Source organism: Amycolatopsis sp. NPDC005232 (assembly GCF_040607795.1).
Classification (GTDB): Bacteria; Actinomycetota; Actinomycetes; order Mycobacteriales; family Pseudonocardiaceae; genus Amycolatopsis.
Genome location: NZ_JBEXHL010000059.1, coordinates 1 through 14,994, shown reverse-complemented (window position 1 = coordinate 14,994; position 14,994 = coordinate 1). Strand labels below are relative to the sequence as shown.

At 72.0% G+C, this 14,994-nt stretch carries 14 protein-coding genes; 5 read left to right on the top strand and 9 right to left on the bottom strand.

Annotated elements, in window-relative coordinates; genetic code table 11:
• Positions 1 to 8: 8 nt before the first annotated feature.
• The 6 genes from ABZU76_RS49245 to ABZU76_RS49220 are packed head-to-tail and all read right to left on the bottom strand — an operon-like array spanning position 9 to position 5,303.
• On the bottom strand, positions 9 to 476 hold the full coding sequence (locus ABZU76_RS49245) for a tRNA (cytidine(34)-2'-O)-methyltransferase (RefSeq protein ID WP_354884705.1): 468 nt from the start codon (positions 474 to 476) through the stop codon (positions 9 to 11).
• A gap of 18 nt (positions 477 to 494) precedes the next feature.
• A complete protein-coding gene (locus ABZU76_RS49240; protein ID WP_354884702.1) occupies positions 495 to 929 on the bottom strand; it encodes a thioesterase family protein in 435 nt (144 codons plus the stop codon).
• A 23-nt stretch (positions 930 to 952) separates the two neighbouring features.
• Complete coding sequence (locus tag ABZU76_RS49235; RefSeq protein ID WP_354884699.1) at positions 953 to 1,894, bottom strand: TAXI family TRAP transporter solute-binding subunit; 942 nt, start codon at positions 1,892 to 1,894, stop codon at positions 953 to 955.
• Complete coding sequence (locus ABZU76_RS49230) at positions 1,891 to 3,276, bottom strand: HAMP domain-containing sensor histidine kinase (RefSeq protein WP_354884696.1); 1,386 nt, start codon at positions 3,274 to 3,276, stop codon at positions 1,891 to 1,893. Before ABZU76_RS49230 ends, ABZU76_RS49235 begins: the two co-directional genes overlap by 4 nt.
• Positions 3,277 to 3,279: 3 nt before the next feature.
• Entirely contained in the window at positions 3,280 to 3,945 is a 666-nt protein-coding gene (locus ABZU76_RS49225) for a response regulator transcription factor (protein ID WP_220240820.1), read from the bottom strand.
• Between the two features lie 14 nt (positions 3,946 to 3,959).
• Complete coding sequence (locus ABZU76_RS49220; RefSeq protein ID WP_354884693.1) at positions 3,960 to 5,303, bottom strand: MFS transporter; 1,344 nt, start codon at positions 5,301 to 5,303, stop codon at positions 3,960 to 3,962.
• Positions 5,304 to 5,650: 347 nt separating this feature from the next.
• Here ABZU76_RS49220 and ABZU76_RS49215 point away from each other — a divergent pair, with 347 nt between their 5' ends.
• Together ABZU76_RS49215 and fabI are read left to right on the top strand one after the other, a co-directional pair.
• Positions 5,651 to 6,355, top strand: a complete 705-nt coding sequence (locus tag ABZU76_RS49215; RefSeq protein WP_220240816.1) for a beta-ketoacyl-ACP reductase — start codon at positions 5,651 to 5,653, stop codon at positions 6,353 to 6,355.
• 46 nt (positions 6,356 to 6,401) lie between these two features.
• Positions 6,402 to 7,169 (top strand): enoyl-ACP reductase FabI, encoded by a 768-nt coding sequence (gene fabI, locus ABZU76_RS49210; RefSeq protein ID WP_285966884.1) that lies wholly within the window; start codon positions 6,402 to 6,404, stop codon positions 7,167 to 7,169.
• Between the two features lie 58 nt (positions 7,170 to 7,227).
• Here fabI and ABZU76_RS49205 read toward each other — a convergent pair whose 3' ends face one another.
• Together ABZU76_RS49205 and ABZU76_RS49200 are read right to left on the bottom strand one after the other, a co-directional pair.
• Positions 7,228 to 8,436: a Cmx/CmrA family chloramphenicol efflux MFS transporter gene (locus ABZU76_RS49205; RefSeq protein WP_354884689.1), complete on the bottom strand. Its 1,209-nt coding sequence runs from the start codon at positions 8,434 to 8,436 to the stop codon at positions 7,228 to 7,230.
• A 91-nt stretch (positions 8,437 to 8,527) separates the two neighbouring features.
• Complete coding sequence (locus tag ABZU76_RS49200; RefSeq protein ID WP_354884686.1) at positions 8,528 to 9,112, bottom strand: TetR family transcriptional regulator; 585 nt, start codon at positions 9,110 to 9,112, stop codon at positions 8,528 to 8,530.
• Positions 9,113 to 9,198: 86 nt separating this feature from the next.
• Here ABZU76_RS49200 and ABZU76_RS49195 point away from each other — a divergent pair, with 86 nt between their 5' ends.
• Complete coding sequence (locus tag ABZU76_RS49195) at positions 9,199 to 10,242, top strand: ferrochelatase (protein ID WP_354884743.1); 1,044 nt, start codon at positions 9,199 to 9,201, stop codon at positions 10,240 to 10,242.
• Positions 10,243 to 10,359: 117 nt separating this feature from the next.
• On the opposite strand, the gene ABZU76_RS49190 is transcribed toward ABZU76_RS49195, so the two are convergent.
• Complete coding sequence (locus tag ABZU76_RS49190; protein ID WP_354884683.1) at positions 10,360 to 11,157, bottom strand: hypothetical protein; 798 nt, start codon at positions 11,155 to 11,157, stop codon at positions 10,360 to 10,362.
• 100 nt (positions 11,158 to 11,257) lie between these two features.
• Between ABZU76_RS49190 and ABZU76_RS49185 the strand changes: the two genes are divergently transcribed.
• Both ABZU76_RS49185 and ABZU76_RS49180 read left to right on the top strand, forming a co-directional pair.
• Complete coding sequence (locus ABZU76_RS49185; protein ID WP_354884680.1) at positions 11,258 to 12,655, top strand: ATP-binding protein; 1,398 nt, start codon at positions 11,258 to 11,260, stop codon at positions 12,653 to 12,655.
• Entirely contained in the window at positions 12,655 to 14,610 is a 1,956-nt protein-coding gene (locus ABZU76_RS49180) for a VWA domain-containing protein (protein WP_354884677.1), read from the top strand. The genes ABZU76_RS49185 and ABZU76_RS49180 overlap by 1 nt, the downstream gene beginning before the upstream one ends.
• The last annotated feature ends 384 nt before the right edge of the window (positions 14,611 to 14,994 follow it).

Below are 14,994 nucleotides of genomic sequence, written 5' to 3'. Positions count from 1 at the left end.
TCGGCGACTCAGCCTGGCGGCAGGCCGAAACCGTTCTGCCGCCAGGCTTCGTAGATCGTGATGGCCGCGGTGTTGGCCAGGTTGAGCGAACGGCTCGTGGGCACCATCGGCAGCCGCACCCGGTCGGTGATCTCGGTCGCCTGCTGCACGTCGTCGGGCAGGCCGGCGGACTCGGGGCCGAACAGCAGCACGTCGCCGGGTTCGTAGGCCACGTCGGTGTAGAGGCGCGTGGCCTTGGCGCTGAACGCGTAGACCTTGGCCGGCAACAGCGCTTGCCACGCGGCGGCGAGATCGGCGTGCACGCGGACGCGCGCGAGGTCGTGGTAGTCGAGCCCGGCGCGGCGCAGCTGCTTGTCCTCGAGCGTGAACCCCAGCGGCTCGACCAGGTGCAGTTCGCAGCCGGTGTTGGCGGCGAGGCGGATCGCGTTGCCGGTGTTCGGCGGGATCTCGGGGTGGTAGAAGAGCACGCGGAACATGGCCGGACCTCAGGAACGTCAGGGAGCGGTGGGTGTGGGCAGGTGGGCCGCGTAGACGTCGCGCACGGCGACGGGCGGCTCGGTCTTGCGCAGGGTGACGGGGTCGATGAACACGTAGCGGATCTTCGCCTCGGTGGTGAGCTTGCCGCCGCGGCGGATCTCCGACTCGTAGACCATCGACGTGGTCCCGAGGTGTGTGAGGAACACCGACACCACGAGGTCGTCGTCGTAGCGGCACGGCGCGCGGTAGCGCAGGTTCGACTCCGCGACCACCACGTCGATCCCCGTGGCCAGGAACGCTTCGTGCGAGCCGAACAACGCCTTCTCGACCTCGAACGAGGCCATGTCCACGTATGCGAGGTAGTGGGCGTTGAAGACGATCCCCTGGCCGTCGCACTCGTGGTAGCGCACGCGCAAGGGCATCTCGACCAGCGGTCGGCGCGGTAGGGTCACGCAACCAATCTAGCGAGCGCCGATCAGCCGTGGAGTGCCCGGTAGGTGTCGGCGGCCCCGGGGTGCAGCGGCACGGGCTGGGTGCCGATGAGCGTGCGCACGTCGAGGAACTGCGTCCCGACGGCCTGCGCCGGCACCAGATCGGCCGCGCGCCCGGCGAGCACCCGCACCACCGCCGCGGCGACGTCCGAGGGCAGCCGCGGGGCGCAGACGAGCAGGTTTGCCACGCCGATCGTCGCCGGCGCCCCGACTCCCGCGTACGCGCCGGCGGGCACTTGGACCTGTTCGTAGACCGGCCCGTGCTTCGCCCGCAACGCGGGGATCACCGACGCGAGCGGCAACAACGCGAGTGGTGTCGTGCGGTTGAGCTCGGCGAGCGCCGGGGTGGGGAGGCCGCCCGACCACAGGAGCGCGTCGATGCGATGGCTCGCCAGCGCGGCGATGGCGTCCGCCAGCGGCAGGTGCCGCGCCACCACGGATACGCCGGCCGCGGCGAACACGCGCTCGCCCAGCTGCGCGGCGCCCGACCCGCCCGCGCCGACGGACACCGGCCGTCCCGCCAGGTCCCGCAGCTGCGCGAGACGATCGTCCGCGCGCACCACGAGCTGCAGGTAGTTCTCGTACACCCGGCCCAGTGCCCGCAACGGCACCGGCGCGGGAAACGGCGCCCGGCCCGCGAGCGCCGACTGCGCGACGTCCGCGAGCACGAGCCCGAGGTCGGCCCCGCCGTCGCGCACGCGCTCGACATTCACGACGCTCGCCTCGGTCGCCACGGCCGTGCAGTGCAACCGCGGCTCCGCCCGGCTCACCTCGGCCGCGAGCACCTCCGCGAACGCCAGGTAGAACCCGCCTTGCTCACCGGCGGCGATCGTGACGGACCGCTCGGGGCCGCGATAGGCGGGCGCGCACCCGGCCAGCGCGAGGCCGAGCCCGCCGAGCAATGCGGTGCGGCGCGTGATCGTCACGGCGTCACCGCCGGCAGTGCCACGCGGACCTGCAACCCGTGCGGCTCGTTGGCGCGCAGTTCGAGCGTGCCGCCGCGGGCGCGGGTCTGCTCGCGCGCGATGGCGAGACCGAGGCCCGTGCCGCGGGGCGCGCCGTCACCGCCGGCGCGCCAGAAGCGATCCGTCGCGCGGGTGAAGTCGGCGGGTGGCAGGCCGGGGCCGTCGTCGGTGACGACGAGGGTGGCGGCGCCCGGCGAGGTCTCCCACACGGCCGAGATGGTGGCGCCGCACCCGGCGTGGTGGACGGCGTTGTCGAGCAGCACGTCGAGGATCTGCGCGAGCTCACCCTCGGGGGTGTGCACGAGCACGGGTTCGGCGTGGCCGGGGCAGGGGAGCAGGGTTGCGCCGGCGTCGTCTGCGGCGGGGCGCCAGGCGTCAACGCGTTCGGCGATCACCGCGGCGAGGTCGGCGGGTTCGTCGTCCGAGCCGGCGGCGATGCGGGTGGCGGTGGACTCCGCGGTGGCGAGGGCGAGCAGGCCGTCGAGGATGCGTTCGAGGCGTTCGACCTCCGCGACGATCGCCCGGTACGCCGGCCGGCCGGCCTCGGCCGAGGCGAGCGAGTCGACGCGCAGCCGCAGCGCGGCCATCGGGTTGCGCAGCTGGTGGGAGGTGTCCGCGACGAGCCGGTGCTGCTGGTCGGCGGCCTCGGCCACGGCGTCGGACATGCGGTTCACCGAAGCCGCGAGCGACCGCAGCTCGCGCGGCCCGGAGCTCTCCGGCACCTGCGCGCGATGGCCGCCCGCGACGGCCAGCACGCCCGTCTCCAGCTCGACCAGCGGCCGCACCATCCACCGTGCGAGCAGCACCGCCAACAGCACGAACACGGCTGCCACGAGCAGTGCCCCGGCGGCGATTGCGCTCCAGCGGGCGGCGACGTCGGCGGCCGCCGCGGCCACGGAGGCGCGCAGCACCACCACACCGGCCACCCGCGTGCCCGACCCCACCGGACGTGCGAACAGCACCGGCCCGACTGACCACGGGCTCAGCCGATCGACGCGCTGGGCGGGCTCGTTGCGCATGGTCGCCTCCACGAGCGCGCGCACCTCCGGCGCCGCGGCCGTGAGCCCACCTGTCTGCACCAGCGGGGTGCGCTGCGCGTCGACCACCACCACGGCCTCGCCGTAGAGCTCCGAGTACCGCTCGGCCTCCGCGTCGAGTGCCGCCGGGTCGTGCGCGTCGACCGCCTGCTGAGCCAGCACGCCGAACCGGTCGACGTCGTTGCTGCGGGAGATCACCAGCTGCTGCGTGCGCTGCTCCGCCGTACTCGCCAGCAGCGGCACAGCGAACGCGGCCACCACGAGCAGCGCGAGCGCGACCAGCACGACGAGCAGGCGGGTGCGCACTGCTCAGCCCCGGCCCAGCCGGTAGCCGAAGCCGCGGATCGTCGTGAGCAGGCCCGGCCGGTCGAGCTTGGCGCGCAGCTGTGTCATGTGGACGTCGAGCGATCGCGAGATGGCGAGGTACGCGTCGCCCCACACCTCGTCCATCAGCTGCTGGCGGCTCACGGCGGTGCCCGGCCGCGCGGCGAGCACGGCCAGTACCGCGAACTCCTTCGTCGTCAGCCCGATGTCCCGGCCCGCCACCAGGACGCGGCGCCCGCCGAGGTCGATCTCGACGTCTTCGAGCCGCACCACGGCGTCGTCGGCCGGGGTGTCGCGCACGCCCGCCCGGCGCACGACGGCGTCCATCCGCGCGAGCAGTTCGGCCAGCCGCACGGGTTTCGTGAGGTAGTCGTCCGCGCCCAGGCGCAGCCCGCGGACGACGGACCGTTCGTCGCCGCGGGCGGTCAGCACGATCACGGGCACGGCGGAGACCTGGCGGATCTTGCGCAGCACGTCGAGCCCGTCGAGGTCCGGCAGGCCGAGGTCGAGCAGCAGCAGATCGGCCTCACGGTGCCGGTGCAGCGCGTCGGCACCGCGGCCGACGCTGGTCACGGCGTGGCCACGCGCGTGCAGCGTCTCGGCGAGCGCACCGGCGACCCCGGTGTCGTCCTCCACGAGCAGCACGCGCACGGCCGTCCTCCCGCTCAGTCTTCGTCACGTTCCAGGGCGGACGAACGCGACGTTTCGCGCATTGTCCCGTACACGATGAGCGAGATGAGGATGCAGCCCGCGACGTACCAGAAGAACAGCGATTCGTGCCCCGCCTTCTTCAGTGCCTGCGCGATGAGTTCGGCCGTGCCGCCGAAGATCGCCACGGTCAGCGCGTACGGCAGGCCGACGCCGAGCGCGCGGATACGTGTGGGGAACAGCTCGGCCTTCACGATCGCGTTGATGGACGTGTAGCCCGTGACGATCACGAGCGCCCCGAGCAGCAACAGGAAGGCGAGCACCGGCTGCTTCGTGTGCGCCATGGTCGTCATGATCGGGACGGTGAGCACGGTGCCCGCGATGCCGAAGAACATCAGCAGCTTCCGCCGGCCGATCCGGTCCGACAGCCGTCCGGCCACCGGCTGCAGGAGCGCGAAGATCAGCAAGGCGATGAAGAGGATCCAGGTCACCGTGCGGCGCGGGATGCCGGCGGTGTTCTCGAGGAACTTCTGCGTGTAGGTGGCGTAGGTGTAGAAGGCGACCGTGCCGCCGAGCGTGAGGCCGACGACGAGCGCGATCTCCCTCGGGTACTTCACGAGCGTGCGCAGTGTGCCGCGTTCGCCGGCCTGCTTGCCCGAGCCGGACTGTGCGGAACTCTCCTGGGCGGCGACGCGCTCGTAACTGGCCGACTCGTCCATGCTGCGCCGCAACACCATCACGACCACCGCCGCGACGGCGCCGACCACGAACGCGATGCGCCAGCCCCAGTCGCCCATCTGCGCCTCGGTGAGCACGCTCTGCAGGATCAGCTGCAGCCCGAGCGCGAGCAGTTGCCCGCCGACGAGCGTCACGTACTGGAAGCTGGAGTAGAAACCGCGCTTGCCGGGAGTGGCCACTTCGGACAGATACGTCGCCGACGTCGAGTACTCGCCGCCCACCGAAAGCCCCTGCAGCAGTCGCGCGAGCACGAGGAGGATCGGCGCCGCCACGCCGATGGACGCGTAGCCCGGCGTCGCCGCGATGAGCAGCGAGCCGAACGCCATCATCGAAACCGAGAGCACGAGCGCGCTGCGGCGCCCGAACCGGTCGGCGAAACGCCCGAGCATCCAGCCGCCCAGCGGGCGCATCAGGAACCCCACGGCGAACACGGCCGCGGTGTTGAGGAACTGGGCCGTCGCGTCGCCGCCGGGGAAGAACGCTTTGGCGAAGTAGATCGTGAACGCCGAGTAGGCATACCAGTCGTACCACTCGACGAGGTTGCCGATGGAGCCGCGCAGCACGTTGCCGACGACTCGGCGCTCGCCCTCGCGGGTCACCGGGGTGGGGATCCGGGTAGTCATCCTTGACCTCCTGTGTCGCGACTCACGGTGACTACCGGAGTACGCGCGCGGCAAGGTCGCGGCGCTGTTCCTTACCTGGCCTTAGGTGAGTTGCGACCGTGTCGGAGGGCCGGGGACCGGCGATCCTGATCACGTTTTGTGCGGATCGCACGTCCGTCCTTTCCTCGGTTTGTAGGAACCCTCTGGTCTGCGCAAACGGACCGGCGTGCGGCGCCCTAACCTCCGCCCTGGACTTCCGCGCCCGGCCCGGACGCGGAGGTGGCGCCGGGTGCGGCGACGCCGCGCGCGGCCGATAGCCTCGTCCCGGTACGAACGCGACAGGGACACCGAGCAGAGGGAGACATGCAGTGGGACGGTCGGTCTTGGTCACCGGCGGCAACCGGGGTATCGGTCTGGCGATCGCCCGGGACCTCGCCGAGCAGGGCCACCAGGTGGCCGTCACCCACCGCGGCTCCGGCGCGCCGGAAGGGCTCTTCGGGGTCGAAGCGGACGTCACGGACGCCGAGCAGATCGACGCCGCGTTCAAGCTGGTCGAGGAGCATCAGGGCCCCGTCGAGGTGCTCGTGTCCAACGCCGGGCTCACCGACGACACGCTCCTGATGCGCATGAGCGAGGAGCAGTTCGAGCGCGTGGTGAACGCGAACCTCACCGGCGCGTTCCGGGTCGCCAAGCGCGCGTCGCGCGGCATGCTGCGCGCCCGCTGGGGCCGGTTCATCTTCATCTCGTCGGTCGTCGGCCTCTCGGGCTCGGCGGGCCAGGCGAACTACGCCGCCTCGAAGGCCGGTCTCGTCGGCTTCTCGCGCTCGCTCGCACGGGAGCTCGGTTCGCGCAACATCACGTCCAACGTGATCGCGCCCGGCTTCGTCCGCACCGACATGACCGAAGCGCTCGGCGAGGACCGCAAGAAGGAGATCCTCGCCAACGTGCCCACCGGCCGCTACGCCGAGCCGGCCGAGATCGCCGCGGCCGTGCGCTACCTCGCCTCCGACGACGCCGCCTACGTCAACGGCGCGGTGCTGCCGGTCGACGGTGGCCTCGGCCTCGGCCACTGACGTTCCCCGACTCTTCCGCGACCACCACAAGACCTGGAGGAACCCGTTGCCCGGACTGCTCGAAGGCAAGCGGCTGCTGATCACCGGTGTCATCACCGACGCCTCGCTCGCGTTCCACGCGGCCAAGATCGCGCAGCAGGAGGGCGCTGAGGTCGTGCTCACCGGCTTCGGCCGGCTCTCGCTGGTCAAGACCATCGCCAAGCGCCTCCCGAAGCCGGCGCCGGTGCTCGAGCTCGACGTGACCAACTCCGAGCACCTCGACTCGCTGGCCGACCGCGTGCGCGAGCACGTCGACGGCCTCGACGGCGTGCTGCACTCCATCGGCTTCGCCCCGCAGACCTGCCTGGGCGCGCCGTTCCTGGACGCGCCGAGCGACGACGTGAAGATCGCCGTGGACGTGTCGGCGTTCTCGTTCAAGTCGCTGGCGGTGGCGACGCTGCCGCTGCTCTCGCGCGGCTCGTCGATCGTCGGCATGGACTTCGACGCGCGCGTGGCGTGGCCGGCCTACAACTGGATGGGCGTCGCGAAGGCGGCCTTGGAGTCGGTGAACCGCTACCTCGCGCGGGACCTCGGTCCGCGCGGCATCCGCGTGAACCTGGTCAGCGCCGGCCCGATGAAGACGATGGCCGCGAAGTCGATCCCGGGCTTCAACGAGCTCGAAGACGGGTGGAACGAGCGCGCCCCGCTCGGCTGGGACAGCTCCGACCCGGACCCGACGGCCAAGACCGTCTGCGTCGCGCTGTCGGACTGGCTGCCGGCCACCACCGGCTCGATGATCATGGTCGACGGCGGCGTGCACGCCCTCGGCATCTGAGCTCTTTCCCTTACGGCGAACGGCTCCCGCGAAGTTTTCGCGGGAGCCGTTCGCCGTTTCACTGCGTGGCAGGCTGGGTTACCGGCTCCTTGGAGGAGAGCGCCGAGCGGGGAGCGCGGGCGTCGTCGGAACACTGCAGGCGCAGGGCGAACGTGAGGGCGGCCAGCGCCAGCCCACCGAGCCCCACGCTCACCCATGCGACGCTCGGGAAGCCGAGACCCGCGTTGATCGCGACACCGCCGACCCACGGACCCGCGGTGTTGCCGACGTTGAAGCCCGACGTGGTGCTGGCGCCGACCAATGTGGACGATCCGCCCGCGACCGAGTACGCCCGGACGTTGAGGGCCGGGTTGGCCGCGAACGCGGCGGCGCCGAGCACGAGGACCGCGACCACGGCGACCACGGTGTCCGAGGTGACCGCGAGGGCGATCAGCGCGGCGACGGCCAGCCCCAGGCTGCCGTACAGCGTCGAGAACGGACGGGCGTCGGCGAGCTTCCCGCCGGCGAGGATGCCGATCACCGCGCCGGCGCCGAAGAGCACGAGCACGAGCGGGACCCACGAGGAGGGCAGGCCGTCGGTCGTCGTGAGCAACGGCGCGAGGTAGCTGAACGTCGCGAAGACCATGGCCTGCGTCAGCGCGATCACGCCCAGCGCCAGCCAGACCCGTCCGTTGCGGAAGACCCGCAGTTCTGTCCGCACCCGCAGGGCCGAGGAGTCCGAGACGGTGCGCGGCACGAACGCGAGCACGCCGACGACGGCCACCACGGTCAGCGCGGCCACCGCCCAGAACGCGGTGCGCCAGCCGGCGTGCTGGCCGAGGAAGGTGCCGGCGGGGACGCCGGCGATGTTCGCCAGGGTCAGGCCGCCGACCAGCACCGCGAGCGCGCGGCCGCGGCGCGCCGCGGGCACGAGCGAAACGGTGGTCGCCGCGGCGACGGCCCAGAACCCGGCGCAGGCCAGGGCACTCACGATGCGGGTCGCGAAGAGCAGGCCGTAACCCGGGGCGAGTGCGCCGCCGACGTGGGAACCGGCGAACACCACCAGCAGCGCGAGCAGGGTCGTGCGGCGGGGCAGCTTGAGCGTGCCGACGGCCAGCAGCGGCGCGCCGACCACCATGCCGACGGCGAACGCCGAGATGAGCAGGCCGGCGTCGGGGATGCTGACGCCGAGGTCGGCCGCCATCCCGGGAAGCAGGCCGGTGATCATGAACTCCGAGGTGCCGAGGGCGAAGATGCTGAGCCCGAGCACGAAGACGGCCAAGGGCACGGTTCGTCTCTCCTTATGGATTGATTGGTACAAAACTGGCTCGTAGTGCATCGACGCTGATGTTGGGGTGGAGTAGTCGGTGCGGGTGGAGTCAGCGGCGGGCGAGTGCGGCGACGGCGATGTCGGCCACCGCCGTCATGGCTGCGCGTTCGGCGCCGCGGCGCGACATCAGCCGCAGTCCGCTCACGGTGCTGTGCACGAACTCCGCAATGTCGTGCGGATCCCGGTCGCGGGTGATGCTGCCGTCGGCCTGGCCGAGGCGAGCGCATTCGGCGAGCGACGCCAGGTGCGCGGCGGTGTCCGCCTCGACCAGGGCCGTGATCTCGGGGTCCGCGGTGCCGAACTCGGCGACCGTGTTCACCACCAGACAGCCGCGGCGGCCGTGGGTGAGCTCGTCGTCGATCACCGACGCCAGGAGCCGGTGGATCGCGTCGAGCCCGTCGTCGGCCTGTTCCAGCACTGCGGCCCGGCCGCGGACGCCGAGCCGGATGTAGTGCTCGAGCGCGCGCCGGAACAGGATTTCCTTGCTGGTGAACGTGTTGTACACGCTGCTGCGGCCGAGTCCGGTCGCAGCGCAGAGGTCCTGTGTGGAGGTCGCCTCGTAGCCGCGTGCCCAGAAGGCGTTCATGGCGCCTTCGAGGGCTTCGGTCTCGTCGAACTCGCGTGGCCTGGGCATACGGACACGGTACCAGATTTTGGATAGGTCAGTACACAATGAGCCCGCTCCGTCGTGGGCGCCACCACAGGGGCAAGATGGACACCGTGGGTTACGACGCGTTGTTATGGCTTTCGTTCGGCGGTCCGGAGGGGCCCGACGAGGTGATGCCGTTCCTGGAGAACGTCACCCGGGGACGCGGGGTGCCGCGCGAGCGGCTGCTCGAGGTCGCCGAGCACTACCAGCACTTCGGCGGGGTGTCGCCGATCAACCGGCTCAACCGCGCAGCCATCGCGGCTGTCGAGAAGCAGCTCGCGGCCGAAGGTCTCGACCTGCCGGTGTACTTCGGCAACCGCAACTGGCAGCCCATGGTGGAGGACACCGTGGCGCGGATGAAGGCCGACGGCGTGCAGCGCGTGCTCGCGTTCCCCACCAGTGCCTACGGCGGGTACTCCGCGTGCCGCCAGTACGACGAGGACATCGTGCGCGCCCGCGAAGCCGTGGGACCCGAAGCGCCGGAGATCGTGAAGCTGCGCCAGTTCTTCGACCACCCGCTGTTCATCTCCGCGATCGCCGACGCGGTGCGCGCCGCCCACGCGCGCCTCGGTGACCGCCCGGACACGCGCACGGTCTTCACCGCGCACTCCGTGCCCGTGAGCGCCGACGTCGCCTCCGGCCCGCCCGCCGAAGGGGGCCGGCGCTACTCCCGCCAGATCGCCGAAGCCGCGCGGCTCGTGGCGGCCGAGGCGGGCATCGCGGAGTACGACGTGGTCTGGCAGTCGCGCTCAGGGCCGCCGCAGGTGCCGTGGCTGGAGCCGGACATCGTCGACCACGTCGACGCCCTCCACTCCGCCGGCGTGAATTCCGTGGTGGTCAGCCCGATCGGCTTCGTCTCCGACCACCTCGAGGTGATCTGGGACCTCGACAACGAAGCCGCCGAGCGCGCCGCCGAACACGGCATGGCCTTCGCCCGCGCTGCGACGCCCGACGTCGACCCGCGCTTCGCCGAGCTGGTGGTGGAATTGGTGCGCGAGCACATTTCCGACGCCCCGGCTCGCAAGCTCTCGCCCTTCCCGGCCGACGGCTGCTCGGTCAACGGCGCGCCTTGCTCGATCGGGTGCTGCGAGCCCGCGAAGCGTCCCGCCCGCTGAACTGAAAAGTGTCCGCGTTGCCCGGAAAAAACCGGGCAACGCGGACAAAAAGCGTATTGTTCGTTCTCGGCTGAGCTGCGGAGGCGCGTGTTCGCTGTCAGCTGAGCGTGGAGAACCTCACGGCTGCCGGTCGGCCTGCTCCGCGAACACCCGCACCGCTTCGTTGACCGACGCCGTCCGAGCCGTGCGCACCGCGTCCGACAAGGGCCGCAACGCTTCGGCGCGACGGCTGGCGGCCGAGGCGGACAGCGCGCCTCCCGGGTCGTCGGTGCGGGCGATGGCCAGGATCGCCGAGATCTCCTCCGCGCGCTGCAGCACGCGCAGCGCCCGCGCGGGCGTACCGGCCGGCCACTCGACCTGCGGGCGTGATCGCAGATGGGCCGACAGTTCGGCGCGTACGCCGGGGCGGTCGCTGGCCACGTCCAGCGCCTGCAACGCACCCGCGCTGGCGCGGATCGCGTCCGTGAGCCCGTGTTCGGAGTCGGGCAGCGACTGGTACTCGAGCGGAACCGGGGTGGGCACCGAGTAGACCGTCCAGCGCATCAGGCCTTCCGCGATCGGCTCGGGCACGAGGCCGAAGCCGAGCTCGGTAAGGACGACCGCGTCACCGCAGCGCAGCGCCGCCTCGGCGAACGGGCCGCCCCCGCCGAGGCCGCGGACGTCGCCGGGTACGGGGAGCACGAGCTGCGCCATTTTCACGCTCTGCGCGCGCAGCGCCATGAGGAGCTGGACCGGGGTCGCGGCGCGGTGGAACGCCAGCGGGAGCTCGAAGGCTTCGGCGGCGGGGGCATCGGCCGCGACGACGTCGTGCGCTTCGCCCCAGGCAGCGAGGGCGTCGAGCACATCGTCGGAAGCGGCGGCTCCGTTGAGCCACGCGGAGGACCAGACGGCGAGGGTCGCACTGGGACGGCACACGACGCCCTATTTTACCGGTAGTCCACACTTCGTGGACGATCGCCCACGCTGGAGTCGCTCCACGTCGACGTACGCCGAAACGATAAGTAGCGTCGATGCCGTGACCGTTGTCCCAGACTCACTTCCCCGTACCGCGGGCGAGCTCCGCGCCGCCGGGTACACCCCGCGCCCCATCGCTCAGGAGATCCACGACAACCTGCTGACCGCGCTGCGCGAAGGCCGCGACGCGTGGCCCGGCATCGTCGGCTTCTCCCGCACCGTCCTGCCGCAGCTCGAGCGCGCGCTGCTCGCCGGCCACGACGTCGTCCTGCTCGGCGAACGAGGCCAGGGCAAGACGCGCCTGCTGCGCACGCTCGCCGGCCTGCTCGACGAGTGGACCCCCGTCATCGAGGGCTCCGAGCTCGGCGAGCACCCCCTCGACCCGATCACCCCCGCCTCGATCCGCCGCGCGGCGGAGCTGGGCGACGACCTGCCCGTGGCGTGGCGCCACCGCAGCGAGCGCTACACCGAGAAGCTCGCGACGCCGGACACGTCCGTCGGTGACCTCATCGGCGACGTCGACCCGGTGAAGGTGGCCGAGGGCCGCAGCCTCGGCGACCCGGAGACGATCCACTTCGGGCTCGTTCCGCGCGCCCACCGCGGCATCGTGGCGATCAACGAGCTGCCCGACCTCGCCGAGCGCATCCAGGTCGCGCTGCTGAACGTGATGGAGGAGCGCGACATCCAGGTCCGCGGTTACACGCTGCGGCTGCCGCTGGACGTGCTGCTCGTCGCCACCGCGAACCCCGAGGACTACACCAACCGCGGCCGCATCATCACGCCGCTGAAGGACCGCTTCGGTGCGGAGATCCGCACCCACTACCCGCTCGACGTCGACGCCGAAGTCGCCGTGGTGAAGCAGGAGGCGCACCTCGTCGCCGAGGTCGGCGAGCCGCTGCTGGAGGTGCTGGCCCGGTTCGTGCGCAACCTGCGCGAGTCGCCGGTGATCGACCAGCGGTCCGGGGTGTCTGCGCGCTTCGCCGTGGCCGCCGCCGAAACCGTCGCCGCCGCGGCGCTGCGCCGGGCGGCGCTCACCGGGGAGAACCCGGCCGTCGCGCGGCCGGTCGACCTCGAAGCGGTGCCTGCCGTGCTGCGCGGCAAGATCGAGTTCGAGCCGGGCGAGGAGGGCCGCGAGGTCGAGCACCTCGTGCACCTGATGCGCCGGGCCGTGGCCGAAACCGCGCGGGAGCGCTTCGCCGGGCTGGACCTGCGTCCGCTGTCCGACGCCGTCGCCGACGGCCACCTGGTGGCCACCGGCGAGCGCGTGCCGGCCCGGGACGTGCTCGCCGCCTTGCCGGAGCTGCCGGTGCTGCACGAGGTCGCCCAGCGTGCCGGGGTGTCCTCCGACGAGCCGGCCGGTCGCATCGCGGCTGCGGTGGAGCTGGCACTGGAGTCGCTGTTCCTCGCCAGGCGGCTGGCGAAGGACTCCGACGAGAACACCACGGTGTACGGCCAGTAATGCCGCTCATTCCCGAGGGGTACTCCTACGGCCCGTGGCACGACGGGCCGGATCCGCTGGCGCCGCCGGCGGACCTGCGCGACGCGCTCGACGAGATCGGCCGCGACGTGATGGCCGGCGCGTCGCCGCGCTCGGCGCTGGAGGAGCTGCTGCGCCGTGGCACCGAGCGCACGTCGGGCCTTGACGAGCTCACGCGGCGGCTGTGGCAGCGCCGTTCGGAGATCCAGCGCCGCCACCGGCTCGACGGCACGCTGCAGGAGGTGCAGCAGCTGCTGAGCGAGGCGCTGACCGCCGAGCGCCGCGAGCTGTTCCCGGACCCGGACGACGAGGCGCGCTTCCGCGAGGCGCAGCTCGACGCCCTCCCGCCGGGCACCGCCGCGGCCGTGCGCGAGCTGAGCGAGTACGACTGGCGGTCGTCCGAAGGCCGGCAGAAGTACGAGCAGATCCGCGACCTGCTCGGCCGCGAGGCGCTCGACGCGCGGTTCCAGGGCATGAAGCAGGCGCTGCAGAACGCCGGGCCCGAGGACGTCGAACAGGTCAACCAGATGCTGTCCGACCTCAACGCGCTGCTGCAGGCCCACGCGCAGGGCGCCGACGACATCGACGAGCGGTTCGCGGAGTTCATGCGCCGCCACGGCGAGTTCTTCCCGGAGAACCCGCGCAACGTCGAGGAGCTGATCGACGCGCTGGCCTCCCGCGCCGCGGCCGCGCAGCGGATGCTGAACTCGATGTCGGCCGAGCAGCGCGCCGAGCTGGCGGAGCTGTCGCAGCAGGCGTTCGGCGACCCGCGCATCGCCCAGCAGCTGTCCGCTCTCGACGCGGCGCTGCAGGCGCTGCGGCCGGGGGAGGACTGGCAGGGCTCGGAGCGCTTCCGCGGCCAGGACCCGCTGGGCCTGGGCGAGGGCGCGCAGGCGATGCAGGACCTCGCGGAGCTCGACGGGCTGGCCGAACAGCTGGGCCAGGCCTACCCGGGCGCGCGGCTCGAGGACATTGACATGGACGCACTGCAGCGCCAGCTGGGTCCCGACGCCGGTGTCGACGCGCGGAGACTGTCCGAACTGGAGCGTGAGCTTCGCCGGCAGGGTCTGTTCGAACGAGCGGCCGACGGCTCGCTTCGCCTGTCGCCCAAGGCGTTGCGGCGCCTGGGCGAGACGGCACTGTCCGATGTGGTCAACTCGCTGCGCGGCAAGACGGGCGACCGGGAGACCGAGTCCGCCGGCGCCGCGGGGGAGCCCACGGGCTCGAGCCGCCCGTGGCGGTTCGGGGACATGCAGCCGTGGGACGTGCCGCGCACGGTCCGCAACGCGGTGCTGCGCTCGACGTCGGTCGGCTCGCGCGCGGTGACGCTCGACGTCGAGGACGTGGAGGTCGTCGAGACCGAGCACCGCTCGCGCGCGGCCGTGGCGCTCCTGGTGGACACGTCGTGGTCGATGGTGCAGGAGGACCGCTGGCTGCCGATGAAGCGCACGGCGCTCGCCCTGCACCAGCTGATCAGCACCCGCTTCCGCAACGACGCGCTGCAGCTGATCACCTTCGGCCGCTACGCGATGAAGGTGGACCTGCCGGAGCTGGTGGGCCTGGAGGGCACGTGGGAGCAGGGCACCAACGCCCACCACGCGCTGCTGCTGGCCGGCCAGCACCTGCGCCGCCACCCCGACGCGCAGCCCGTGGTGCTGATGGTCACCGACGGCGAGCCGACCGCGCATTTGGAACCCGACGGTGAAGCGGTGTTCGACTACCCGCCGGACCCGCGCACGATCTACAAGACACTGTCCGAAGTGGACCGGATCGCCAAGATGGGCGCTTCGGTCACGGTCTTCCGCCTCGGGGAGGACCCGCGGCTGGAAGCGTTCGTGGACACCATCGCCCGCCGCTCCGGCGGCCGCGTGGTGGCCCCCGACCTGGACGGCCTGGGCGCCGCCGTGGTCGGCGACTACCTGCGCAATAGGCGGTAATTTTGCCTCGGCCTGAATTTTCTGCCCCGGCTCCGCCGGGGCGGCGAGATCGCCTTTGAGCCGGTGTGGGGGATCGAGCGGTCGGATCGGCCTGGCGGCCGATCGCACCGCTCGATCCCAACACCGGCGCGATCTCGCGCTGTGGTCGCCGTGAGAGACAGATCTTCGTCGGCGGTGGCCGGCACTCAGCGCTTGTGGACTGCGATGCGCGCCCCGCAACCAGACCCCGGCGCCGGGGCAGCGACTGCCGCTCGGCCGTGACCTCAACCACCCCCGATCACTTCCCGCCAGCTCACCCCGCCGAGTCGACCCACCGGCGAGATCGCGCCGGCTGTCGCCGAGCCAGATTTCGAGCGTCACGGCGAGCTACCTGCTGGGGTACTT